The organism is Vibrio sp. B181a (assembly GCF_030248375.1).
Lineage (GTDB): Bacteria > Pseudomonadota > Gammaproteobacteria > Enterobacterales > Vibrionaceae > Vibrio > Vibrio campbellii.
Genome location: NZ_JAHGAD010000011.1, coordinates 51,948 through 76,677 on the forward strand (window position 1 = coordinate 51,948; position 24,730 = coordinate 76,677).

The 24,730-nt window shown below is 46.8% G+C and carries 19 protein-coding genes and 14 tRNA genes; 22 read left to right on the top strand and 11 right to left on the bottom strand.

Annotated features, from left to right (window positions below; all coding sequences use genetic code 11):
• Positions 1-63: 63 nt before the first annotated feature.
• The 5 genes from KIO97_RS05825 to KIO97_RS05845 form a co-directional block, all read right to left on the bottom strand.
• Positions 64-1,212: a murein hydrolase activator EnvC gene (locus tag KIO97_RS05825; protein WP_285381458.1), complete on the bottom strand. Its 1,149-nt coding sequence runs from the start codon at positions 1,210-1,212 to the stop codon at positions 64-66.
• A gap of 26 nt (positions 1,213-1,238) precedes the next feature.
• On the bottom strand, positions 1,239-2,060 hold the full coding sequence (gene cysE, locus KIO97_RS05830) for a serine O-acetyltransferase (RefSeq protein ID WP_005425016.1): 822 nt from the start codon (positions 2,058-2,060) through the stop codon (positions 1,239-1,241).
• Between the two features lie 78 nt (positions 2,061-2,138).
• Positions 2,139-3,176: an NAD(P)H-dependent glycerol-3-phosphate dehydrogenase gene (gene gpsA, locus KIO97_RS05835; RefSeq protein ID WP_005425056.1), complete on the bottom strand. Its 1,038-nt coding sequence runs from the start codon at positions 3,174-3,176 to the stop codon at positions 2,139-2,141.
• A gap of 205 nt (positions 3,177-3,381) precedes the next feature.
• Positions 3,382-3,846 carry a protein-export chaperone SecB gene (gene secB / locus KIO97_RS05840; protein ID WP_005425051.1) on the bottom strand — a complete coding sequence of 155 codons (465 nt, stop codon included), beginning with the start codon at positions 3,844-3,846 and terminating at the stop codon, positions 3,382-3,384.
• Positions 3,847-4,047: 201 nt separating this feature from the next.
• Positions 4,048-4,482 (bottom strand): rhodanese-like domain-containing protein, encoded by a 435-nt coding sequence (locus KIO97_RS05845; protein ID WP_005425033.1) that lies wholly within the window; start codon positions 4,480-4,482, stop codon positions 4,048-4,050.
• 487 nt (positions 4,483-4,969) lie between these two features.
• Between KIO97_RS05845 and gpmM the strand changes: the two genes are divergently transcribed.
• Positions 4,970-6,502 carry a 2,3-bisphosphoglycerate-independent phosphoglycerate mutase gene (gene gpmM, locus KIO97_RS05850; protein WP_005425047.1) on the top strand — a complete coding sequence of 511 codons (1,533 nt, stop codon included), beginning with the start codon at positions 4,970-4,972 and terminating at the stop codon, positions 6,500-6,502.
• Between the two features lie 119 nt (positions 6,503-6,621).
• Here the strand turns inward: gpmM and KIO97_RS05855 are convergent, their stop codons facing one another.
• The 5 genes from KIO97_RS05855 to rsgA all read right to left on the bottom strand — a co-directional run bounded on the left by KIO97_RS05855 (position 6,622) and on the right by rsgA (position 13,428).
• The gene (locus tag KIO97_RS05855; protein ID WP_045370280.1) at positions 6,622-7,509 is read right to left on the bottom strand and encodes a DMT family transporter; all 888 of its coding nucleotides are present in this window, start codon (positions 7,507-7,509) and stop codon (positions 6,622-6,624) included.
• A 122-nt stretch (positions 7,510-7,631) separates the two neighbouring features.
• A complete protein-coding gene (locus tag KIO97_RS05860; RefSeq protein ID WP_285381460.1) occupies positions 7,632-9,512 on the bottom strand; it encodes a methyl-accepting chemotaxis protein in 1,881 nt (626 codons plus the stop codon).
• Between the two features lie 286 nt (positions 9,513-9,798).
• Positions 9,799-11,214 (bottom strand): SLC13 family permease, encoded by a 1,416-nt coding sequence (locus KIO97_RS05865; protein ID WP_285381462.1) that lies wholly within the window; start codon positions 11,212-11,214, stop codon positions 9,799-9,801.
• 175 nt (positions 11,215-11,389) lie between these two features.
• Entirely contained in the window at positions 11,390-12,247 is an 858-nt protein-coding gene (gene asd, locus KIO97_RS05870) for an archaetidylserine decarboxylase (RefSeq protein WP_285381464.1), read from the bottom strand.
• A gap of 116 nt (positions 12,248-12,363) precedes the next feature.
• The gene (gene rsgA / locus KIO97_RS05875; protein WP_009707840.1) at positions 12,364-13,428 is read right to left on the bottom strand and encodes a small ribosomal subunit biogenesis GTPase RsgA; all 1,065 of its coding nucleotides are present in this window, start codon (positions 13,426-13,428) and stop codon (positions 12,364-12,366) included.
• A 128-nt stretch (positions 13,429-13,556) separates the two neighbouring features.
• On the opposite strand from rsgA, the gene orn reads away from it, so the two are divergent.
• From orn to KIO97_RS05950, 15 genes are all read left to right on the top strand, one after another.
• Positions 13,557-14,102, top strand: coding sequence for an oligoribonuclease (gene orn / locus KIO97_RS05880; RefSeq protein ID WP_005443758.1), 546 nt, complete (start codon positions 13,557-13,559; stop codon positions 14,100-14,102).
• Between the two features lie 156 nt (positions 14,103-14,258).
• Positions 14,259-14,334: transfer RNA gene (locus tag KIO97_RS05885), tRNA-Gly, on the top strand.
• Between the two features lie 39 nt (positions 14,335-14,373).
• Positions 14,374-14,450 (top strand) — tRNA-Met (locus KIO97_RS05890).
• A gap of 18 nt (positions 14,451-14,468) precedes the next feature.
• Positions 14,469-14,544, top strand: a tRNA-Gly gene (locus KIO97_RS05895).
• Between the two features lie 39 nt (positions 14,545-14,583).
• Positions 14,584-14,660 (top strand) — tRNA-Met (locus KIO97_RS05900).
• 2 nt (positions 14,661-14,662) lie between these two features.
• Positions 14,663-14,738 (top strand) — tRNA-Gly (locus tag KIO97_RS05905).
• 42 nt (positions 14,739-14,780) lie between these two features.
• Positions 14,781-14,857 (top strand) — tRNA-Met (locus KIO97_RS05910).
• 18 nt (positions 14,858-14,875) lie between these two features.
• Positions 14,876-14,951, top strand: a tRNA-Gly gene (locus KIO97_RS05915).
• A gap of 42 nt (positions 14,952-14,993) precedes the next feature.
• A tRNA-Met gene (locus tag KIO97_RS05920) sits at positions 14,994-15,070 on the top strand.
• Between the two features lie 18 nt (positions 15,071-15,088).
• Positions 15,089-15,164, top strand: a tRNA-Gly gene (locus KIO97_RS05925).
• A 42-nt stretch (positions 15,165-15,206) separates the two neighbouring features.
• Positions 15,207-15,283 (top strand) — tRNA-Met (locus KIO97_RS05930).
• 2 nt (positions 15,284-15,285) lie between these two features.
• Positions 15,286-15,361: transfer RNA gene (locus KIO97_RS05935), tRNA-Gly, on the top strand.
• Positions 15,362-15,396: 35 nt separating this feature from the next.
• Positions 15,397-15,472 (top strand) — tRNA-Gly (locus tag KIO97_RS05940).
• Between the two features lie 35 nt (positions 15,473-15,507).
• Positions 15,508-15,583 (top strand) — tRNA-Gly (locus KIO97_RS05945).
• Between the two features lie 158 nt (positions 15,584-15,741).
• Positions 15,742-15,818, top strand: a tRNA-Met gene (locus tag KIO97_RS05950).
• Positions 15,819-16,347: 529 nt separating this feature from the next.
• Here the strand turns inward: KIO97_RS05950 and queG are convergent.
• Positions 16,348-17,475: a tRNA epoxyqueuosine(34) reductase QueG gene (gene queG / locus KIO97_RS05955; protein WP_285381466.1), complete on the bottom strand. Its 1,128-nt coding sequence runs from the start codon at positions 17,473-17,475 to the stop codon at positions 16,348-16,350.
• Between the two features lie 298 nt (positions 17,476-17,773).
• Between queG and tsaE the strand changes: the two genes are divergently transcribed.
• The 6 genes from tsaE (at position 17,774) to hflX (ending at position 24,714) form a co-directional block, all read left to right on the top strand.
• Positions 17,774-18,238 (top strand): tRNA (adenosine(37)-N6)-threonylcarbamoyltransferase complex ATPase subunit type 1 TsaE, encoded by a 465-nt coding sequence (tsaE, locus tag KIO97_RS05960; RefSeq protein ID WP_005438321.1) that lies wholly within the window; start codon positions 17,774-17,776, stop codon positions 18,236-18,238.
• A complete protein-coding gene (locus tag KIO97_RS05965) occupies positions 18,232-19,962 on the top strand; it encodes a LysM peptidoglycan-binding domain-containing protein (protein WP_081234810.1) in 1,731 nt (576 codons plus the stop codon). Before tsaE ends, KIO97_RS05965 begins: the two co-directional genes overlap by 7 nt.
• A gap of 18 nt (positions 19,963-19,980) precedes the next feature.
• Positions 19,981-21,999 carry a DNA mismatch repair endonuclease MutL gene (gene mutL / locus KIO97_RS05970; protein ID WP_212581846.1) on the top strand — a complete coding sequence of 673 codons (2,019 nt, stop codon included), beginning with the start codon at positions 19,981-19,983 and terminating at the stop codon, positions 21,997-21,999.
• Positions 21,996-22,928 carry a tRNA (adenosine(37)-N6)-dimethylallyltransferase MiaA gene (miaA, locus tag KIO97_RS05975; RefSeq protein WP_005451402.1) on the top strand — a complete coding sequence of 311 codons (933 nt, stop codon included), beginning with the start codon at positions 21,996-21,998 and terminating at the stop codon, positions 22,926-22,928. The genes mutL and miaA overlap by 4 nt, the downstream gene beginning before the upstream one ends.
• Positions 22,929-23,122: 194 nt before the next feature.
• Complete coding sequence (gene hfq / locus KIO97_RS05980; RefSeq protein ID WP_005438329.1) at positions 23,123-23,386, top strand: RNA chaperone Hfq; 264 nt, start codon at positions 23,123-23,125, stop codon at positions 23,384-23,386.
• 38 nt (positions 23,387-23,424) lie between these two features.
• The gene (gene hflX / locus KIO97_RS05985; RefSeq protein ID WP_005532170.1) at positions 23,425-24,714 is read left to right on the top strand and encodes a ribosome rescue GTPase HflX; all 1,290 of its coding nucleotides are present in this window, start codon (positions 23,425-23,427) and stop codon (positions 24,712-24,714) included.
• The last annotated feature ends 16 nt before the right edge of the window (positions 24,715-24,730 follow it).

The following is a 24,730-nucleotide window of genomic DNA, read 5'->3' on the forward strand; positions in this document are numbered from 1 at the left end:
AGTGGCTCCTTTGTTTTTTGGTTTCGTTATGGCACTGCTTAGCGCCGCGATGATAAACGGCTGCTATAAACGCTTTAACCAAGATTTCGGGTTTTGCGCTTCACTGTTACGGCGAATCTCGAAGTAGAGTGAGGCACGGTCTTGACCTCCGGTATCACCCGCTAGGGCAATCACTTCACCCGCAGTCACCTTATCGCCTTCTTTCTTAGTTAACGCTTGGTTGTAGCCGTAAAGTGTCATGTCGCCTTTGCCGTGGTCGAGCAGTACCACTAAGCCATAGCCACGTAAGTATTCGGCGAAAACGACAGTGCCTGGGTACACCGCTTTAACTTGTTGACCGTAGCTGGCGGACAGCACTATACCTTTCCAGTTAACTTGACCGGTTTGTTTGGTGCCGAAGTTATGCAGCACGCGGCCTTTCAGTGGCCATGGCAGCTTGCCACGTTGTTTCGCGATACCATCCATTGGTACTGCGTTACGTTTCGCGGCCTTGGCAATCTCTGCTTTTAGACGGGTTTCGTTGCGTTGTAATTCGGCTAGGTAACGCTTGTCGTCTTTGATGCTTTTTTGAATCTTGTTCAGCGTACCTTTGCGTTGCGACTGTGTGCTTGCCAAAGATGAGCGCTTTTCCGATTGCTGCTTAAGCAAGGTTTCAATTTGTGCTTTCTCTAGCTCAAGCTGATTCTTGTTGTGTGCCAACTCTTGGGTCGTTTGGGTGATCGCATCAATGACTTTTGCTCGCGCTTTAGCAAGGTGCTGGAAGTACTGGCTGATGCGGTCTTCCTCGACGCCTTCATTAAGAAGGTGTCCATTGGCTTTGGCTCGCTCGGTCACATAGTAGGTTTGCAGCAACTGTTTCAGCTCTTCTTCTTGCGCCTGACGCTGAGCTTCTTGCAGAGCAATCTTCTCTTCCAACTTATTGATGTTTTGATCGGCTTGCGCCAAGTCGGTTTTGGTCTGTTTGATCTCGCGTTCTAATTTAGAGATACCAAGTTCTTGGTTTTTCAGCGACTTTTGCAGATCGTTAAGTTGCTTTTCTTGAGAAGTCAGCGATTTTTTCTGGCGATTGATTTCGCTAGATACGCCTTTGAGCTCTTGCTGGCTGGCAGCAGAAGAGGTGAGGGGATATGTGGCAGATAAAGCACAAGTTAATAAAATAGCCGAGCGTAGCACTGGGTGATTTTGTTTTCGCACTTGAGAGTTACCTACCACATTATTGTCAAAGGATCAGATGACGATTAAATACCATCCCCGTGGATAAAGCTTTGCGATTTGCCATTAAAGCCTTGATCCATATCGAGAGAAGGTTTGTCCGTTTTCGGACGACCAACAATTTTTGCAGGCACACCAGCCACGGTTGTGTGTGGCGGCACTGCTTGCAATACCACGGAGCAGGAGCCAATTTTGGCGCCTTCGCCCACTTCGATATTGCCAAGAATCTTTGCACCTGCGCCGATCATTACGCCTTCGCGAATTTTCGGGTGACGGTCACCGCACTCTTTGCCGGTACCACCAAGGGTGACGTCCTGCAAAATAGACACGTCGTTTTCGACAACGGCCGTTTCACCAATCACAATGCCGGTTGCATGGTCTAGCATGATACCACTACCAATGCGCGCTGCAGGGTGAATATCAACCTGACATGCAACAGAAATCTGGTTTTGTAGGTAAGTTGCAAGAGCGTGACGACCTTGCTTCCACAACCAGTTAGCCACTCGGTAGCCTTGCAGGGCATGGTAGCCCTTTAGGTACAACAACGGCATTGAGTACATTGAAACAGCTGGGTCGCGATTCACCGTGGCACAAATGTCACAAGCGGCGCCGTCCGTAATCGTTGGATCAGCGGCAAAGGCTTCTTCTACCACTTCACGTACTGCCATTGCTGGCATGGAGGCGGTGTTCAATTTGTTGGCCAGAATGTAGCTCAATGCGGCACACAAGCTGTCATGCTTGATGATGGTTGCATGATAAAAGCTCGCCAGCATCGGCTCTTGCTCTGACATTTCACGGGCTTCTGAAACGATCTTGTCCCAGACTTTTTGTTTTTCGCAGTGTTTCATTCTCAATATCCTGAGTGGTTCTTCCGTGACCCGACAACTTCTATTCTTCTCAGATGAGGTGCAAAGGGCGGTAGATTGCTACTTTCCTTCGGCTTTTTTGTCACGAGCAAGTAAATCTTGCGCTGCCAGGCGTGCATCTTTTCCTTGATACAATACTTGATAAATTTGGTCAACAATTGGCATCTCTACGCCCATGCGCTGAGATAGCATCCAAACTTCCTTGGTGTTGCGGTAGCCTTCGACCACCTGACCGATTTCTTCTTGTGCTGTGTCGACGTCTTTACCTTGGCCTAGTGCCAAACCAAAACGGCGGTTACGTGATTGGTTATCGGTACAAGTTAAGACGAGGTCGCCCAAGCCAGCCATACCCATAAAGGTTTCTGGTTGTGCGCCTAGTGCGGCACCAAGACGGCTCATTTCTGCCAAACCACGTGTAATCAGTGCTGTACGGGCATTGGCACCAAAACCGATACCATCAGACATACCTGCACCAATGGCAATAACGTTCTTCACTGCACCACCAAGTTGCATGCCGATAAAGTCGTTGTTTGCGTAAACACGGAAGGTTTTGCTGCAGTGGATTTTCTCTTGTAGGTCGGCAACAAAAGCTGAATCTGGAGAAGCCACTGAAATTGCGGTAGGCATGCCCATCGCTAATTCTTTAGCAAACGTAGGTCCAGACAGTACCGCTAGCGAATAGCTGTCGCCAATGATGTCGAACGCCACTTCTTTTAGTAGACGACCCGTTTCTGGCTCAAGGCCTTTGGTTGCCCAACAGATACGAGAATCTTCACGTAGGAAAGGCTTACAGCTGTTGAGGACGATACCAAAAACGTGGCTAGGAACCACAACTAACAAGTCACGGCTTGCTTGAACGGCTTTTTCTAAATCCGACTCAATAATCAAGCTTTCTGGGAAATCAATACCAGGTAGGAATTCGTGGTTGGCACGATCTGCTTCAAGGCGTGCCATGTGCTCTGGCTCGTGACCCCATAGGATGACGTTCGCGCCGTTACGAGCAAGGGAAATTGCCAAAGAAGTGCCGTATGAGCCAGCACCAATCACCGTCATTGCGATGTCTTTACCGTAAGCATTGTTGGTATTTGCTTGTGTCATGCTACCGCCTAATTGTCTTTCTACTAGTAGAATCTAGTCCATAATCGCTAGAGTTTACGCTCTCAAGGGGTTAGGAACTAGGAACTTTTATCAGAAATAAAAAATGCACATTGCATCGCAGAGAGGACGCTTTGTGCATTTTCTTCAGGTATATGACGTGTGCTCATTCTTTATGAAGGGCAACACGCCACTTACAAAACGTGAATTACGCTTCAGCTTCGCCTTGTTGAGCTTGCTGTTGTAGGTAGTTCATGAATAGTGCGTCGAAGTTAACTGGCGCTAGGTTCAGTTGAGGGAACGTACCTTTAACTACTAGGCTTGAGATAGTTTCACGAGCGTATGGGAATAGGATGTTCGGGCAGAATGCGCCTAGGCAATGTGCAAGTTGACCTGCTTCCATTTTCTCAGCAGTGAAGATACCACCTTGTTGAACTTCACATAGGAACGCAGTTTCTTCTTCGTTCTTAACAGTAACGGTTAGACGTAGAACAACTTCGTAAACCCCTTCACCAAGCTCACGGCTTTGAGTGTCTAGGTCTAGTTTAACGTCTGGGTTCCACTCTTTTTGGAACATTACTGGAGAGTTAGGCGCTTCGAAAGAAACGTCTTTTAGGAAGATGCGTTGAATTGCAAAGTTTTGTTGTGCGTCTTGTGGTGCTGCTTCAGCCATTTTTAAATCCTTAATAAACATTTGTTGGGTCTAGGATTCTCTAAACCCAGAAATATGGTTTGTCCTGAGACTAACTGAGCAAATCTACCTTGACTAGATGAAGCGCGTATTACGTGCAAAGCATCACAACTTAGTGCTTCAACTGCTTTCTATTTGCTCAGTTTATATAAACGAGGCTGGCAAAATTGTTTTACCGCGACCTTATTTCTTACCACGTACTAGTGGAAGGTTCGCTTCGTTCCATGCAATCAAACCGTTTTTCAGTAGGCTTACGTTTTCGAAGCCTGCTTTCGCTAGTAGGTTTGCACTTTCTTGAGCGGTTTGACCCGTTTTGCATACCACAATGATTGGGTCTGATTTGCGGTTTTCAAGGCTACCAAAGTTACCTGCTTTGATATCAGACGGCAAAATGTGAAGTGCGTCGGTGATATGACCTTGTTTGAACTCATCCTTAGAGCGGATATCCACCACAACACCGTTTTCACGGTTCATAAGGTGAGTCAATTGGTTTACGTTAATCTCTTTGTATGCGGCTGTCGCTGATTTCACGAGGTTCATGATAAATGCGACAAGAAGACCTACCCAAACCAAAGATAGAATCATGTTCTGTTGGAAAAAATCAATGTACTCTTGCATGTCTTGAGCTCTTGCAATGTTGACGGAAAAATAAAGCAGGAGTATAGCGGGGATAGTCGCCTTAGGCGAGAGGGTTAAAATTTTCTAACGAATAATTGAGATCTAAGCGCTTCAGGTGAGCCTCGTACGGGCTGTGCATTCCTGCAATCTTATTATCGCTTCCTCCTATCAATTCAATTGGCGTAATTGACTTCACTTCTGGTTGAAAAAGCGCACAATGAATGACAACAAAAAGTTTTTCACCAAAGTATTTCGGTGGTCGTACAAAGCATCTTGAAAGTGACTATGCTTGTGGAACACGTTTGCTGACTAGGTCGGATTGCTTGCTAACTTGTAAGATAGCAACAATAAATCGCAAACATTATTTGATCTTAACCTACAGTTTTGGTTAAAAAGTGTAGTAAAATTACGCTAGTTTTGTTTCAAGGTTAGATGGAGCAGCGAAGCTCTACACCGAAAGTTACTTAAATTTGATGAGGTCATCACTATGTCTGCTAAGAAGCCATTGGCTCTAGTTATCCTTGACGGTTACGGTTACCGTGAAGACACAGCAAGTAACGCAATTGCAAATGCTAAAACACCAGTAATGGATGCACTGATTGCGAATAACCCTAACACTCTAATCTCTGCTTCAGGTATGGACGTTGGTCTACCTGATGGTCAAATGGGTAACTCAGAAGTTGGTCACACCAACATCGGTGCAGGTCGCGTTGTATACCAAGATCTAACTCGTATCACTAAGTCTATCGCTGACGGTGAATTCGCTGAAACAGCAGCACTAGTAGAAGCTATCGACTCTGCAGTTAAAGCTGAGAAAGCAGTACACATCATGGGCCTAATGTCTCCAGGTGGTGTTCACTCTCACGAAGATCACATCTACGCAGCGGTTGAAATGGCGGCAGCTCGTGGCGCTGAGAAAATCTACCTACACTGCTTCCTAGACGGCCGTGACACGCCACCACGTAGTGCTGAAAACTCACTACAACGTTTCCAAGACCTATTTGCGAAACTAGGTAAAGGTCGTGTTGCTTCTCTAGTAGGTCGTTACTACGCAATGGACCGTGACAACAACTGGGATCGCGTTCAAGTTGCTTACGATCTTCTAACTCAAGCTAAAGCTGAGTTCACAGCAGAAACGGCAGTTGCAGGTCTAGAAGCGGCTTACGCTCGTGAAGAAAACGATGAGTTCGTTAAAGCAACGGCTATCAAAGCTGAAGGCCAAGAAGACGCAATCATGCAAGATGGCGATGCAGTTATCTTCATGAACTACCGTGCTGACCGTGCACGTCAAATCACTCGTGCATTCGTTCCTGCATTTGACGGCTTCGAGCGCGCTGTATTCCCAGCAATCAACTTCGTGATGCTGACTCAATACGCAGCTGACATCCCTCTAGCTATCGCATTCCCACCTGCGTCTCTAGAAAACACTTACGGTGAGTGGCTATCTAAACAAGGTCAAACTCAGCTACGTATCTCTGAAACAGAGAAATACGCGCACGTAACCTTCTTCTTCAACGGTGGTATTGAGAACGAATTCGAAGGCGAAGAGCGTCAACTTGTTGCTTCTCCAAAGGTAGCAACTTACGACATGCAGCCAGAAATGAGCTCTCCAGAGCTAACAGAGAAGATGGTTGCGGCTATCAAGTCTGGTAAGTACGACACTATCATCTGTAACTACCCGAACGCAGATATGGTTGGTCACACTGGTGTTTACGAAGCGGCTGAGCAAGCTATCGAAGCACTAGACGAAAGCGTTGGTAAAGTGGTTGAAGCAATCAAAGAAGTTGGCGGTCAGCTACTGATCACTGCGGACCACGGTAACGCAGAGATGATGATCGACCCAGAAACTGGCGGCATCCACACTGCTCACACTAACCTACCAGTACCTCTAATCTACGTAGGTGACAAAGCGGTTGAGTTCAAAGAAGGCGGTAAACTGTCTGACCTTGCACCAACAATGCTTTCTCTAGCAGGTCTAGAAATCCCTGCAGAAATGTCTGGTGAAGTGCTAGTTAAGTAATTAACTGACGATTCAGAATGATAAAAGCCCGAGCTCGACTCGGGCTTTTTTATGTCTACGATTCTGTGTTTAGTAAGGTGGCGGGTGACTATGGTCAACAGACTCCAATTAAACCTGAGCTATTGCACTAGGATGCCAGTGCCTATGACCGCCAGAGCAGCGCCAAACCAAGCGAATCGATTCGGGCGTTTCTTGGTGTAAACCCACAGTAGTGGCAGCAACATGATCGGCGTTGTTGAAGAAAGCAGAGCCACCATCCCGACGTTACCTTCACGCAGGGCATATAGAATCAACGTCATACCCACCGCCATGGCTAAAAAGCCGTTTAATGCGGTAATGCCAAAAACTTTCCATGTGATGGTTCGAGTCGCGCGAGCGACTTTTGCGCCAATTAACCAAAGTGCGCAATGTGCGACGAAAGCACTGATCATGCGAATCGCGGAAGCGGCGACTGGATCAACACTGGTTTGCATGACAGGTTTAGCGATGATGCCGCCTAGAGCCTGACACATAGCGGCAGTTAAACCGAGCCCGACGCCAATCCAAACGTTGCCTTTGATCTCTTCTAGCGCGTTGCTGGTTTGCCCGCGTCGACCATAGAAAATTGCCATCACTACACCGCTGAAGACCAAGGCTGCTCCAATCAGCTCCATACCCGTCATGCTTTCGCTAAACAGGAAGTAACCCAGAATGGCAGAGAAGACGGCATGACAAGAAAACAACAAGCCTGCTTGGCGTGGCCCCATGCGGTTCAAACAAGCGAATAACGCGGTATCGCCAATAAAGATACCAATCAAACCGGACGCCATCATCGGCGTAATGTGTTCTGCCGATACACTGAACCAGCCACCCGTTATCCACGCCATTGTGGAGAGGATTACTGCGGTACAGCCCATACGCCAACGGCTATAGGCAAACGCACCGAGATGTTGAGCGGGAACAACAGAAATTAAGCTAGAAACAGCCCATAGGAAAGCGGCACACAGCGCCAGCCATTCATAACCCATGATTGCGAGACATCCTTGTAGAGCAGGGTAAGGGTCTAATATGCATCAATTTATAGAGATGTAAAAGAGCATCTTATCGCTAATAAAAAAGCAGCTCGTTGAGCTGCTTTTGATAGGGCGCGTTACACTTTAAAGCGACTGATGTTCTCACGCATGGTATTAGCGGTATCGTACATCTGGCGTGCGCCTTCACTGCTCTTAAGCGATTGTTCGGCAATCATGTCGGCATCGTCTTTAATGCCTTGTGTGTTGCGGCTGATATCTTCACTTACCGCGCGTTGCTCTTCTGCAGCGCTTGCGATTTGCATCGCCATGTCGTTGATCTCAGTAATCGAGTTAGTAATGCTGGTTAAGCTGTCGTGTGCTTGCTGAGCGTAGTCCACGCTGGTATCCGCTAAACTGGTGCTGGTCTGCATGCTATTGACTGCCAGCTTGGTGTTGTTTTGCAACGTTTCGATCATGGTGCGGATTTCTTCCGTTGAGCCATGAGTGCGCTGGCTAAGTACGCGTACCTCATCAGCAACCACAGCAAAACCACGGCCTTGCTCACCAGCACGAGCCGCTTCAATTGCTGCGTTGAGTGCTAACAAGTTGGTTTGCTCGGCAATACCCTGGATCGTTGATAGGATTTGGTTGATGCTCTGCGTGTTCGCTTCTAGCTCTGAAATCACGCTCGCAGCATCACTGACTTGTTCAGCCAGTTCTACAATCGCTTCACGGTTTTTCTGGATGACGTTTTGCCCTTCCATACAAGCAGATGCGGAGTTTTGCGAAGCACTTGCTGTTAGCTCTGCGTGGCTCGCTACTTCTGCTGCTGTCGCTGACATCTCATGAATAGCAGTAGCAATTTGGTTGACGTCATTTTGCTGATGTTCAACACGACCCGCTGCCATTGCAGATAGCTCGTTTGCTTGATTTGCTTGTTCCGAAAGTTGCTCACTGTTTTCAACAATATTCTTCAACATGGTCTGCATTTGAGCAAGGAACTGGTTCACGTGAGTGGCAAGTTCCCCAATCTCATCCATGCGCTCGATCTTGATGCGCTGAGTAAGATCTCCTTCGCCCTGTGATAACTCTGAAAGCGCATCAGACAGCGTTTGAAGTGGCTGCAATAAACGAGTGATTATGTAAGTACTGATTGCCGCAATAATCAGATACAACATAATCGAAGCAATAGCGGTAAATGTCACTTGCTCAGAGACAGAAGCAAACGCCATTTGTTTGTCTTGAACAATACCTAAAGACCAATCGGTGTTCGGCACTTTCGCCACGTAAATCAGCTTATCGCCTTGGCTCGGCCATTGAATCGTGTCTAGCTTCGCATCACCGGCCAGCGTCATCATCGTGCTATGAGTTAAGGCTGGGTTGAGTTCTGTCAGCGGTTTTTGGCTGAGCTTTTCATCTTTGTAAGCCACTAGGTTATTGTTGCCTTCAACTAGGAAAGCAAAGCCATCGTTATCAAGCTGAATGTTAAGCACTTCAGTGATGATGTCAGTTACCGCTAAGTCAGCGGCAAGCACGCCTTTCTTACCTTGATTAAAAGCTTTGGCAAAGCTAACCACAATGCTGCCATCGAAGTCTTGGTATGGCTCTGTGATGATCAACCCTGATTTTGCCATCGCATCTTGGTACCAAGGACGAGTGCGTGGATCGTAATCTGCAGGCCATGATTCCGTCTTATCACCGTAGGCGATTGAGCCGTCAGAGAAGCCAGCGTAGACCGATAAAAACTTACCAGCGCGCTTGGTCAGTAGCATCTCGCGATCGGCGTTATCAGTGCCAGCGATTATGTTTTCATTCGCGAGCATCATGTCGCTGCGAATCGCTAGCCAATCGCTGATATAACGGTTGGTCGATTGAGAGATGTTTTGAATTTCTCGATTAAGGGTAGAAGTGGTTTCTTCGCGTAATTGATTGACGGAAACCCAAGCTTGAACGCCACTAACAATGGCGATAATGACTGCAATCGCAATCTGTATTTTAAGTTTGATGGTATTTCTCATTGCCTTACCTTCATAAAACAGACAAAAAGATCAATGTCACGAGTCGTGACTTCAAAGGGTGTGAGACGATTCAAGCACTGAAAGTTACATGAAAGGCTGTAGCTAATTTATCGACGTTTTACGTGAAAACTTGAGATAAATAGCGTGATTTCTATTCAATGTTTTGATTATAAAAGTGATTTTTCTAGATTCGAAAATCGATATGGATTTCGCAAATATCGCTGTGGGTTGAAAGTGCTGGAAGGAAAGAGTCTGGGGTGGCGTGAACCACCCCGAAGTTAGCGTGTTAGAACAAGATAATCACAGCGCCATAGACGATGAACAGGCCAACCAAGCCGATAATCAAACCGACTTTTGCCATGTCTTTGCTTTCAATTAATCCTGTTGAGTAAGCAAGTGAGTTAGGTGGTGTAGAGACTGGCAAAATCATACCAAGTGATGCCGAGAAGGCGACCACAACCAACAAGCCTTGTAGGCCACCGATAGCAACCAGACTCGGCATAGAAGCTCCAATTGCTGCTGCAATCGGCATCAACAAGTTCGCGGTAGCAGTGTTGGACATAAAGTTGGCCATCAGCCAACACACGATCGATAGGGCGACGACGACCGCAAATGGAGACAGGGACTCATAATCTATTGCGTGAGCGAGGGCTTCTGCCAAGCCAGTTTTATCTAGTGCAATACCAATGGCGATACCACCGGCTACCAGCCATAACACATCCCAGTTGATAAGCTTGAGCTCTTCTTTGCCCATGATGCCCGTCAAGGTGAACACCGCAAGTGGAATAATGGCGACGACATAGGTATTCATGCCGTGCACTTTGGTTGTCATCCACAGCAGGATGGTCATGGCGAAGGTGACGTAAACCACGATCGCGCGCCAGCTTTTCTTAAATTTACCATCCAAGCGCAGCTTCATTTCTGGTTCGCTAGAAGGGAAGAGCTTTTGCAATAGGAACCAAGCCAGCGTCAGTTGCACTAGGACAAAAGGCAAGCCCATCATCATCCAAGATAAGAAATCGATGCTGTTTTCTCCGGTTAAATATTGCAAGGCAATCGCGTTAGGCGGGGTACCGATTGGCGTTGCGATACCACCCGTATTAGCGGCAATAGGAATACACAAAACCAGCGCTTTGATCCCCAAGTCTCCTTTTGGTGCTGAAGCAACAATGGGACCAAGGAGTGCTAGCATCATAACGGTCGTCGCAGTGTTCGACATAAACATCGAGAACACGGCGGTGATCAGCATTAAGCCTAACATGATGAACTTAGGCTGAGTGCCAAACGGCTTAAGTAGTACACGAGCAAGGTTGTTATCAAGCTCGTATTTAGAGGCCGCAATAGCGAGAGCGAAGCCGCCCATGAAAAGGATAATGATAGGAGAGGAGAAGGCGGAGAAAATATCGGTGTAAGCAATTAACTCACCCAAATCATGCCCCGCTGGTGGATTGCGAAATAGGTGTAAGCCTTTGTCCGATATCATGATCAATTCAAGTGCGATGATAAGAATCGAAGTAGCGAATACGGGAACTGGTTCTAAAACCCAAAGTAGTGCAGCAAGAAGGAAAATAGCCAGAAGGCGATGTTGAATTAGAGTGAGATCTTCAATTGGAATGGTATCTATCGGCATCATTAAGACACCGAGTGGAATCAAAAAACACACCAGTAACTTGACCAGTGTGTCTGCACTCATCTTTGGCATTGGCAGCCCCTTTTATAATCATCCCTCGACGCAGAATAATTGATTGCGCTTTTAGGTACTTAGAGGCAAGTACGAGTTTGAAAAAGAGAGGCGAAATTTCGAACAGAGTTTTGCTTTTCGTCAATAAAAAAGCCCCTGCGAGCGGAGGCTTTAAAATCAGTTTGAGCGGAAAAGCTTACTGCTGGTGGGCGTAAGGAGTACCCATTACGGTTGGCTTACCATTTTCCATGCTTTCATCGAATGCGATAGCATCTTTTGCGAACAGGTTGATAACGGTTGAGCCAAGCTTGAAGCGACCCATTTCTTCGCCTTTCTTCAAGATAACTGCTTTATCACCTTCTGCAGGGTAATCCCATTTGTAAACCGAGTTTCCACGTGGTGGCGTGATAGTGCCAGCCCATACTTGTTCGATGCTACCTACGATGGTTGCACCAACCAGTACTTGTGCCATTGGACCAAACTCAGTTTCAAAGATACATACCACGCGTTCGTTACGTGCAAATAGGTTTGGCACGTTCTCTGCGGTTAGTGGGTTTACCGAGAATAGGTCACCAGGTACGTAAATCATCTGACGCAACGTGCCGTCACATGGCATGTGTACACGGTGGTAATCACGAGGTGATAGGTACAAGGTTGCGAAAGAACCGTCTTGGAACTCTTCCGCTAGTTTTGCGTCACCGCCAAGTAATTCTTGTGCCGAGAAGTTATGACCTTTAGCTTGGATAAGCTGGCCGTCTTCAATTGGACCGAATTGGCTTACACATGCGTCCGCAGGGTGAGTAATCACGGCATCGCCTTCAGCAATTGGGCGTGCGCCTTCCTTTAGCTCACGTACAAAGAACTCATTGAAGGTTTTAAAGTGTTTAGGATCGGAGTGCTTCGCCTCATCCATGTTCACGTTGTATTGCTTGATAAACCAGCGAATGATTGCTGTTGTTAGACCGCCAGCCTCAGCTGAAGCCAGTTTGCCCACTAGGCGTGTCAACCCATGTTGTGGGATCCAGTACTGCAGTCCAACTTTAATCTTGTCCATCTTTAATTCCGATACTTCTGTTTGATTCTCGCTTTAGGGCGCGTGATGTTACTGAAATTTAATCTGCTTGTCAGTATTAGGTGATGATTTCTTACACAGTTGCAGTCTTAACTCAGCTACAGATCCGCTTTCTTACTGCGTGAGTACTGACGGTTTGCTTTGTTTTCACTCATGCTTTCTAGGATGCGATGGTAGTTTTCAAAACGGACTTCACTCACTTCGCCTTTTTCCACGGCTTCTCGCAAGATACAGCCAGGATCGTCGTTGTGCTTACAGTCGCGGAACTTACACCCACCAAGATAAGGACGGAATTCAACGAACGCTTTGGTCACTTCTTCTGCTTCTAAGTGCCACAAACCAAATTCACGTACCCCTGGAGAGTCAATCAGATCGCCGCCAGTAGGGATGTGGTACAAGCGAGCAGCTGTAGTGGTGTGTTGACCTAAGCCTGAGTTCTCAGAGATCTCGCCTTCTTCAACTTCTTGCTCAAGTTCTGGCATTAACGCGTTCACTAGACTTGATTTACCTACACCAGATTGCCCAACGAAGATGTTGATACGGTCGCGTAGTTGCTCTTCAAGTTCTGCAATGCCCTCACCTGACTGCTTACTTACAAACAATACTTTGTAGCCAATACGTTTGTATTCTTCTAGCCACTCTTCGTACATTGCTCGATCTTCATCAGCAAGCAAGTCGATTTTGTTGAGTACCAACAGCGGGGCAATGTTCAATGTTTCGGACGCTACTAGGTAGCGGTCGATGATGTTGAGTGAAAGCTCTGGCAAAACCGAAGAAACGATCACCATTTGATCGATGTTCGCGGCGACGGGTTTCAAACCATCATAGTAGTCAGGGCGAGTCAGCATGGATGTTCTAGGTTCAACGGCTTCAACAACACCAGAAATACCAGCCATTGATTCTAGACCTTCGCGCCATAGCACGCGATCGCCTGATACCAGTGATTCGATACCACGACGAAGGTTACAGCGCTGCACTTCACCAGTTTCTAAATCTTCGATGTCAGCGTGCTGACCGAAACGAGTGATAACGAGACCCTGTTTACTTGCGCCTAGCATGTTCTCATCCCACTGGATGGACTCTTCTTGCTTCTTTAGGCGTTTTTGTTGGTTGCTGCGTACGCGGCGCACCTGACCTTTGGTTAACTTTTTCTTTTTTGCCACAATCTTGTACTTAATGTGAGTTAACTCAGTTGATTAAACGGAATCTTCGTCAATCGAGTGAGTATCGTGTTTCAAGTATTTTCAGGTATAGTACCTCTTTTATCGATAAACAAATAGGCGGCGTAATCATGTCCTTTAGCGATCAAAACCTGATTTGGGTGGATTTAGAGATGACAGGGCTCGATCCTGAAACGCATAAAATCATCGAAATTGCTTCTATCGTCACGGATAGTGAATTGAATATTTTGGCTGAAGGTCCTGTTCTTGCTGTCCATCAGCCAGAAGAAGAATTGGCTAAGATGGACGACTGGTGTACTAATACACATACGGCAAGTGGTTTGGTTGAGCGTGTTCAAAACAGCCAAATTTCAGAGCAAGATGCTGTTGCGCAGACCATTGAGTTTCTCGAAAAATGGGTACCAAAGGGCGTTTCTCCAATTTGTGGTAACAGCATTGGTCAAGACCGTCGTTTCTTGTACAAACATATGCCTGAGTTGGAAGAATACTTCCACTACCGCTATTTGGACGTGAGTACGCTAAAAGAGCTGACTCGCCGCTGGAAACCAGAAGTGTTAGACGGTTTTTCGAAGCAGGGCACGCATCTGGCATTGGATGATATCCGTGAGTCGATTGCTGAGCTAAAGTACTACCGCGAAACGATCTTTAAGATCTAACTGTTAAGGCTGCGATCCAAATTGTTGTAATTAATGAGCGTTTTGCTTGCTTTTTCATCTGTCAGCAAAAAAATAAAGTTTTTTTGAACGAAGGACTTGCATCACAAAAAAATGCTCTTATAATTCGCAGCCCTGAACGACGGAAACGTTGTTGATGCGACACTAGCTCAGTTGGTAGAGCGCAACCTTGCCAAGGTTGAGGTCACGAGTTCGAACCTCGTGTGTCGCTCCAATTTAATAGCTCTCATTGTGCTTAACAATGAAATACGGACGCGGGATGGAGCAGCTTGGTAGCTCGTCGGGCTCATAACCCGAAGGTCGTCGGTTCAAATCCGGCTCCCGCAACCAATTCTCTCTCGAGAATATGCGACACTAGCTCAGTTGGTAGAGCGCAACCTTGCCAAGGTTGAGGCCACGAGTTCGAACCTCGTGTGTCGCTCCAATTTGATAGCTCTCATTGTGCTTAACAATGAAATACGGACGCGGGATGGAGCAGCCTGGTAGCTCGTCGGGCTCATAACCCGAAGGTCGTCGGTTCAAATCCGGCTCCCGCAACCAATGCGACACTAGCTCAGTTGGTAGAGCGCAACCTTGCCAAGGTTGAGGTCACGAGTTCGAACCTCGTGTGTCGCTCCAAATTAAGAGGCCCTCATCATGCCTAAAATGGTGAATTACGGACGCGGGGTGGAGCAGCTTGGTAGCTCGTCGGGCTCATAACCCGAAGGTCGTCGGTTCAAATCCGGCCCCCGCAACCAATTCTCTTTTGAGAATATGCGACACTAGCTCAGTTGGTAGAGCGCAACCTTGCCAAGGTTGAGGTCACGAGTTCGAACCTCGTGTGTCGCTCCAAATTAAAAGGTTCTCATCATACCTCAAATGGTGAATTACGGACGCGGGGTGGAGCAGCTTGGTAGCTCGTCGGGCTCATAACCCGAAGGTCGTCGGTTCAAATCCGGCCCCCGCAACCAATTCTCTTTCGAGAATATGCGACACTAGCTCAGTTGGTAGAGCGCAACCTTGCCAAGGTTGAGGTCACGAGTTCGAACCTCGTGTGTCGCTCCAAATTAAAAGGCTTTCATCATGCCTCAAATGGTGAAATACGGACGCGGGATGGAGCAGCCTGGTAGCTCGTCGGGCTCATAACCCGAAGGTCGTCGGTTCAAATCCGGCTCCCGCAACCAATGCGACACTAGCTCAGTTGGTAGAGCGCAACCTTGCCAAGGTTGAGGTCACGAGTTCGAACCTCGTGTGTCGCTCCAATTTGATAGCCTTCATTGTGCTTAACAATGACATTGCGACACTAGCTCAGTTGGTAGAGCGCAACCTTGCCAAGGTTGAGGTCACGAGTTCGAACCTCGTGTGTCGCTCCAATTTGATAGCCCTCATTGTGCTTAACAGTGACATTGCGACACTAGCTCAGTTGGTAGAGCGCAACCTTGCCAAGGTTGAGGTCACGAGTTCGAACCTCGTGTGTCGCTCCAGCTTTATAGCTTTCATTGTGTTTAACAATGAATTGCGACACTCGCTCGTTTATAGAGTAAAAACTTGTCAAGGTTGAGGTCACGCCTTTCTGTTATAGATAGGGTAACCTCGTGTGTAGCTCCAGTTTCTATTATCGTATTAATCGATAATACACGGACGCGGGATGGAGCAGCTTGGTAGCTCGTCGGGCTCATAACCCGAAGGTCGTCGGTTCAAATCCGGCTCCCGCAACCAATTCACATCGCTCTTTTCATAATGCTGCGAAGCATGAACCCCTGAAAAATAATATTTTAATCCGCATCAGTCGATGTCGGACGATTTCGTTTGTGTTTTAAACATGAGACGACTTGTCTGAGCTGCGAATATTCTGGTGTTCGGAGTGCTTTCTGCTTATTAATTAACAGAGTTATCCACATATCTTGTTCTGTGGATAAGTTGGTTGATAAAGTGTTTTCAGCTTGGATTTTATGGGCTAGAAAGAAAGATCTTTTCTTTATGCAAAAGCCATGAAAGTTTCCCTTTATTGTATAAGTGTATGTTTTTTAAAGGTAAACTTTGTTTTATTGCGGATCGGGTGCGTTAAATCAGGATCATTATTTTGTGTTTTTTTGATCCTAATCATTTCTTCAGGTTGTGTTTAACTTTTTTCTCTTCCCTGAAATCTTGCAATTCTCTAATTTTTTTCCACATTACAGAATTGAGAACAAGGTCATAAATTGATCATGTAAAAAGAGTTTTCAATCTCTTGCATATGAGCTACGCGTTATGCGTCTCTCGGAAGGCCTTTTTCGACGATTCTAATTAAACGCTTCTTCTTCGTCTCGATAGAGTCTGATTCAGCGGTAGGAATTTGGCTGAGTTGTTGTCCTAGAGCCCAATTAATATGTTTATCCAGTAACTCACTTTCACCACGACGGGCCTCTAGAGCGTCAATCGTTCTTTGGCTGTATTCTGTATTACCAAGTGCGACAGAAATATTACGCAGCCATTGCAAGTGTCCAATGCGACGAATCGCAGAACCTTCCATTTGTTTTAGGAAAGTTGGTTCATCCCAATTAAACATGGTGACGAGATCTGGGTCTTCAAAACTGTCGCGGCGATGGAAGTCTTCTTGCTCGGTTATGTCTGCGTATCGATTCCAAGGGCAAACGAGTTGGCAGTCATCACACCCGTAGATGCGATTTCCCATTGGCTTGCGGAACTCTTCAGGAATAACACCATCAAATTCGATAGTGAGATACGAGATACATCGTCTAGCATCCACGACTTTTTCATCGACGATTGCTTGTGTCGGACATGATGTGATGCACGCTTTACACTTGTCACATTGGTCAACACTTGGTTCGTCTACTGGTAATGGTAAGTCGATAAGTAACTCGCCAAGGAAAAACCAAGAGCCACAGTCCTTATCCAATATGAGAGAGTGCTTGCCCGTCCAGCCTAACCCGGCTTTTTGAGCCAGTGGGCGTTCAAGGATAGGGGCTGAGTCGACAAAGGGGCGATAGCCATATTGGCCGACTTCTTGCTCAATAAGTTTGCCAAGTTTATTAAGCTGCTTTCTGACCAACTTGTGATAATCACGGCCAAGCGCATAGCGACTGATGTATGCGTGGTTCTTATTTGCCAAATTGGAAGCAAACTTGGCTTCTGGTGGTAGGTAATCCATGCGCACGCTGATGACGCGTACTGTTCCCGGTAGAAGTTCATTTGGCCTGGCGCGCATCATGCCGTGACGAGCCATCCAGTCCATAGAGCCATGATAGCCAGCATCAAGCCACTTTTGCAGAGCGGCCTCATGTTCACTAAGATCAACATCGCAGATACCGACTTTCTGGAAGCCGAGCTCTTTACCCCAAATTTTGATTTGTTGAGCGAGTTGTTCGTAGTTCATGTTTTATCACCGAGATAAAAGGGGGGCGGATCTTACCGGATCTTATGGATGGGCGCCACCAGAAAGTCTAGACAGAAAGTCGAGAAATAGGTTTTGAAACCATGTCATCAAAAGTTGACGTAGGCATGAGTAATTTTGCTTATGCATTCAATAGAATCAGGTAATTAGGTTTTGTCTTTTTTGGTCATTTTTTCGCATATATGACATTTGAGAGCTTGTCTCTCAAAACCAACACAGTTTACTATTCCTGTTCTTTTGATTTTTATATAGTCAACGATCATTAGTTAGAGAAACATCAATGAGCACGAAACAATTTAATCTTAAAGATGAGCATGAAACGGTAGCACTGGGCACCGCATTGGCTCAGCTTTGTTCTCAACAAACCACCATTTATTTGCATGGCGATCTGGGTGCAGGTAAAACAACCTTCAGTCGTGGTTTTGTCCGTGCTCTTGGTCATCAAGGAAATGTAAAAAGCCCGACCTATACTTTGGTTGAACCTTATCAATTGGATAAGTGGCAAGTTTACCACTTTGATCTTTACCGACTGGCTGATCCGGAAGAATTAGAATTCATGGGGATTCGCGATTACTTCACGGATGATGCGATTTGTTTGGTGGAATGGCCAGAAAAAGGGCAAGGAATGCTGCCACAACCGGATCTTGATGTGGATATTCGCTACCAGGGCGAGCAGCGCGTAGCCGAATTAACGGCGAACAATGAATATGGTGTGCAGTTACTCAGTCGATTGGAGCTATGTTGAGTCTTTCAAAATTTAGAGTAGTGGCGGCATTTGTCGCCACTTTTCTCCTTATCATCCCCAATTTAGCATTTGCTAACGTCGTAAAAAGTTTCCGAGTTTGGCCTTCACCTGATGAGACTCGTGTCGTCATCGATCTGAATGCGGAAGCTGACTATTCCTATTTCTCTTTATCTAGCCCGGATCGCTTAGTGGTGGATCTCAAAAACACCTCTATGCAAGCTAAGTTGCCTGTTACGGTAACCGACAGCCCAGTGTTAAAGCGCGTTCGTAAGAGTTCGCCGCCCAACAAAGACACATTCCGTTTGGTGTTCGAGCTGAAGAAGAATGTTAAAGCGGAGCTATTCACGCTTAAACCAACACCTGCTGGACAATATGGCCACCGCTTAGTGATCGATTTGCCGCATGGTGCAAAGAAATCCACACCAGCAACCAGTGCGACTAAACCGAGTAAGCCAGCGACACCGAGCAAAGACATGAGCACGGTGCAACGTGCACAAGAAATTCTTATCGTGATTGACCCAGGTCACGGTGGTGAAGACCCAGGCTCGATTGGACCATCACGCCGCAAATACGAAAAAGACGCGGTACTGAGCATTTCTCGCAAGCTTTCTGCTCAGTTAAATGCAGTACCGGGGATCAAAACACGAATGACGCGCAGCGGTGACTACTTTGTTAACCTTAACCGACGCGTTGCAATTGCTCGTGAGAACAATGCACACCTGCTAATTTCAATCCACGCTGATGCATTTACTTCACCAAAGCCGCGCGGTGGTTCGGTGTTCGTATTAAACACGCGTCGTGCAAACACCGAAATTTCACGTTGGGTCGAAAACCACGAGAGACAATCTGAATTGCTCGGCGGATCGGGTACGGCGTTTGTGAGTAATTCAAATGACCGCAACGTCAACCAAACCTTATTAGATCTTCAGTTCAGCCATTCGCAGAAGGAAGGCTATAAATTAGCAACAAACATTCTAGGTGAGATGGGCAAAGTTGCTCGTCTACACAACTCGAAACCAATCAATACCAGCTTGGCAGTTTTGCGCTCTCCGCAGATTCCGTCTGTTTTGGTTGAAACGGGCTTTATCTCGAACCCAACGGAAGAGAAGCTGCTGTTCCAACGCTCTCACCAAGACAAGTTAGCGCGAGCGATCACTAAAGCGGTAGTGCAATACCTGAAAGATAACCCGCCAGAAGGTACGGTGTTCTCGTCTTCTTCTAAGCCTTCGGTTCACACAGTAAAGCGTGGTGAGTCATTGTCTGTGATTGCTCAGAAATACGGTACGTCGACCAAAGCAATCATGAGTGCGAACAAGCTTAAATCAAGCGGTTTGGCGGTTGGTCAGAAGTTGAAAATTCCTGGTACTGGTGCGGTGTCGGTTTCTGTTCCGAATACCCCAAATACTGTTGAGACCGAGACGATCACACATACCGTTAAGTCTGGTGAGTTCCTCGGTAAGATCGCTAGCCATTACAAGGTGAAGATTGCGGATATTCGTCGCGAGAACAATCTGAAATCAGACACAGTTTGGGTTGGTCAGAAATTGAAGATCACGGTCGCAGTGAAAGACAAGCCAATCCGCAAGCACAAGGTTGCTCGTGGTGAATACCTAGGTAAGATTGCGTCGAAATACGGCGTGAGTGTTTCCAGCATCCGCAAAGCGAATAACCTGCGTTCTGATGAACTCGCCGTGGGACAGGTGCTGATCATTCCAAATAAATAAGTGAGCTTATAACTCATCATGACCATTAAGATTTTGCCTGCTCGGCTGGCAAACCAAATCGCGGCAGGGGAAGTGGTTGAAAGGCCCGCCTCTGTCGTGAAAGAACTGGTAGAAAACAGTCTCGACTCTGGTGCCACTCGAATTGATATTGATATCGAGAAAGGGGGCGCTAAGCTGATTCGCGTGCGCGATAACGGCAAAGGGATTGTGAAAGATGAGTTAGGTCTGGCGTTGAGTCGTCATGCCACCTCTAAGATCCACACATTGGACGATCTTGAAGCCATCATGAGTTTGGGTTTCCGTGGTGAGGCGCTAGCGAGTATCAGTTCGGTATCGCGCCTGACCATGACCTCTCGTCCAGCGGCACAAGAACAAGCTTGGAGCGCCTATTCGGAAGGGCGCGACATGAAGGTTAAGTTGCAACCGACCGCACACCCAATTGGTACGTCGGTTGAAGTGCTCGATTTGTTTTTTAACACCCCCGCTCGTCGTAAGTTCCTTCGTACTGAGAAAACTGAATTTGCTCATATCGATGAATTATTGAAGCGCATTGCATTGAGCCGCTTTGATGTCACTATCAACGTGCGCCATAACGGCAAAATGATTCGCCAATACCGTGCGGCAAAGAACCAGCTTCAAACCGAAAAGCGTATTGCTGCAGTATGTGGTAATGCCTTTGTGCGTAATATGCTACGTATCGAGTTGGAGCATCAAGGTCTTAAGCTGCATGGCTGGATTACCACGCCAGAAGGGGCGAGACAGCAGAGTGACTTACAATACTGCTACGTGAATGGTCGCATGATGCGTGACAAGTTGATCAACCACGCGATTCGCCAAAGTTACGAAACCAGCTTAAAGCCGGATCAGTTCGCCGCGTATGTATTGTTTATTGAGCTCGACCCGCACCAAGTGGACGTTAACGTGCACCCTGCTAAGCATGAAGTGCGTTTCCATCAAGCCCGCTTAGTGCATGACTTTATCTATCAAGCTTTGGCAGATGCGCTTGCACAAAGCTCAGTGATTGATAAACCCCACGTCAACGAATCCGCGTTCCACCATGCCGATCCTGTTGAATCTTTTGAGGCGAGCACGGCAAATCAAGAACCAGTCAGCGCACCAGAGCCTGTGACCTCTCCTGTGCCAGAGCAAGTCTATCAAGCGATTGATAACACTCCAGCTTATCCGGGGCGTTCAGACTATGAAGCGAAACCTCGCGATAGGGCACCAAGTGACGCTTCTGTACGAGAAGCGCGAGCGGTGGATTCTTTTAAGCGAACAGATTGGATTGAATCAAAGCCTGCGCCTAAACCAGCTTCAAGTAAAGAACAACGTCATGCCGAGCCTGCACCAAGTAAACAAGAAGTTCGTGCTTATCACGAGTTGCTTCAGACGCCTGATTTTGAGCCTCAAAAAGAAGCGCCAAAAGCGTCAGTTAGCCCATCGGCAGAAGCTGCTTTACCGCCAGTTACGGCATTAAGTAAAGCGCTGGCTGTGGTGGACGAGCAGTTTGTCTTGATGAGCAGCGATAGTGGTGTGGCTTTGGTTGCACTGCCAAGAGCAGAGTTCTATCGAACCAAAGGTCAGCTCACACCGAGCGATGGAGCGTTAAAAGCTCAACCGTTACTGGTGCCATTATCGGTGAAGCTAGAGCCTGAGATGGTTCAGCTCGCGCAGGATTATCAGCAAGACTTTGCTCAGTTGGGCATCCAGCTTAAAGCGAGAAATGATAAAGCTCTGATGGTTATGGGCGTGCCATCACCACTGCGTCAACAAAACTTACAAAACTTGATACCAGATCTGTTATCTTACGCGCAAACTCGCGTGCGGGGAGAGGGAGCAACGGCTCAGCTGTTATCAGAGCTGATAGATTGGCTTGCTTTGCAGGTCACCACTGTTAAGAGCCACTATACTCTTTCCGAAGCCATTCAAATTATTGCGGAACTTGAACAGTTAAGACATGGTCAATTGCCATTAGAAGACACAAAATTTGTGTCTGCTGTTGATTTCTCTGCCACGATTGCCAAATTAAGACCATGACAGACAAACTACCTTTGGCGCTATTCCTAATGGGGCCAACCGCATCAGGTAAAACAGAACTAGCGATTCGCCTTCGCCAAAAGTATCCGGTTGAGATCATCAGCGTGGATTCGGCGTTGATCTACAAAGACATGAACATTGGTACGGCGAAACCTGATGAGCGCGAGCTGAGTCTAGCGCCACATCGTCTTATCGATATTCTTGATCCAAGTGAATCATACTCTGCGGCGGACTTCCGTCGTGATGCACTACAGGCAATGGATGACATTGTTGCAGAAGGAAAAATTCCGCTACTAGTCGGCGGAACCATGTTGTATTACAAGGCCTTACTTGAAGGCTTATCACCACTTCCTGCTGCAAATCCTGAAATTCGTCAGCAAATTGAGCAAGAGGCATTGACTAAAGGTTGGTCGGTGTTGCACGATGAGCTGAAAGAGATTGATCCTGTGTCAGCTGCGAGAATCCATCCTAATGATCCTCAACGTTTATCTAGGGCATTGGAAGTATTCCGCATTTCAGGTAAAACTCTTACTGAGTTGACTCAAACAAAAGGCGACAGCTTGCCTTACCGAGTCAAACAGTTTGCAATAGCTCCCAAGGACAGGGCAGAACTTCACCGTCGAATTGAACTACGTTTCGATAAGATGATGGAAGCGGGTTTTGAAGAGGAAATGAAAGCGTTGTATGCGCGCAAAGATCTTCACCCTGATCTTCCTTCTATCCGTTGCGTCGGCTACAGACAGATGTGGGAGTACTTAGATGGGGACTGCACACGTGACGAAGCCGTTTTTCGTGGCATATGTGCAACTCGTCAATTGGCCAAGCGTCAAATCACCTGGTTACGCAGCTGGAATGATTTAACTTGGTTGGATAGCGATAACATTGAACAGGCACTTGAAACCATGTCAGAAGCAATAGCATCTGATTGAGATAGCTGTGTATAATGTGATCGTTTTTGCGTGAACGCACTCTCAAAGGATCTGTTATTGGCGGTTTTTATACTATGCTGCTAATTACTTAGAGTGCATTTTTGATTCGTTTAGCTCAGATGCAAAAAGCAGTACCTTTTGCATTGCACCACTAGCTAAATAATTACAACTACAAATTAAATAAGGAAAATAAAATGGCTAAGGGGCAATCTCTACAAGACCCATTCCTAAATGCGCTACGTCGTGAGCGTATCCCGGTATCTATCTACCTTGTGAACGGTATCAAACTGCAAGGTCAGATCGAATCTTTCGATCAGTTCGTGATCCTATTGAAGAACACTGTTAACCAAATGGTGTACAAGCACGCAATCTCTACCGTTGTTCCGGCTCGTCCAGTGAGCCACCACAGTGGTGATCGTCCTCAAGGTGACCGTCCACAAGAGAAATCTGAAGATTAATTCTTCATTTAGTATTGCTAAAATAAGGAGTTGATTGCTTGTTTGACCGTTATGAATCCGGTGAGCGAGCCGTACTTGTTCATATCAACTTCACGCAAGAAGGTGAATGGGAAGACTTGGCTGAATTCGAAATGCTGGTATCTTCCGCTGGGGTAGAGGCGCTGCAAGTTGTGACTGGCAGTCGTCAATCCCCACACCCGAAATACTATGTCGGAGAGGGTAAGGCGCAAGAAATTGCTACTGCGGTACAATTAACTGGTGCTGAAATTGTGATTTTTAATCACTCCCTCTCTCCTGCCCAAGAACGTAACCTCGAAGCACTGTGCAAATGTCGAGTCCTCGACCGCACCGGTCTCATCCTCGATATCTTTGCTCAACGAGCACGAACACACGAAGGTAAGCTGCAAGTCGAGCTAGCCCAACTTCGTCATATTTCTACTCGTTTAATTCGCGGTTGGACGCACCTTGAAAGGCAGAAAGGCGGCATCGGTCTACGTGGGCCAGGTGAAACCCAGTTAGAAACCGACCGTCGTTTATTGCGTGACAGAATTAAAGCTATCCTTCGTCGTCTTGAAAAAGTCGCGAAGCAGCGTGAACAAGGGCGTCGTGCCCGAAACCGAGCTGAAATCCCAACGGTTTCTCTCGTGGGCTACACCAACGCGGGTAAGTCTACACTCTTCAACCGTATTACAGAAGCTGGCGTTTACGCGGCAGATCAACTGTTTGCTACTCTTGACCCAACTTTACGTAAGATAGAGTTAGCAGATGTAGGGCCTGCAATACTTGCAGATACCGTTGGTTTTATCCGACACCTACCTCACGATTTGGTTGCAGCCTTCAAAGCGACCTTGCAGGAAACGCAAGAAGCTGACATTTTGTTACATGTTGTTGATGCCAGTGACGAGCGTTTTCGTGAGAATATTCAAGCTGTTCATGAAGTCTTAGAAGAGATCGACGCACATGAAGTGCCGACACTCGTAGTAATGAACAAGATTGACAATCTAGAAGAACAGAAACCACGTATAGAACGTGATGAGGAAGGCGTGCCTCGTACGGTCTGGGTTTCCGCGATGGACGGATTAGGCATTGATCTTCTGTTTGACGCGCTGACCGAGCGTTTAGCGTCGCAAATGGTTGAGCATCAGTTGCGAATTCCTCCACAGTATCAAGGACGATTCCGTAGTACATTCTTCCAAATGAAGTGTATTCAACGTGAGGAATATGACCAGGAAGGTAACTTGTTGATCAATATTCGAATGCAACAGGTAGATTGGTCTAGACTTGAAAAAAGAGAAGGGGCAGTTTTAGTCGACTTTATAGTCACTTAAAGGACTGCTACAGTAT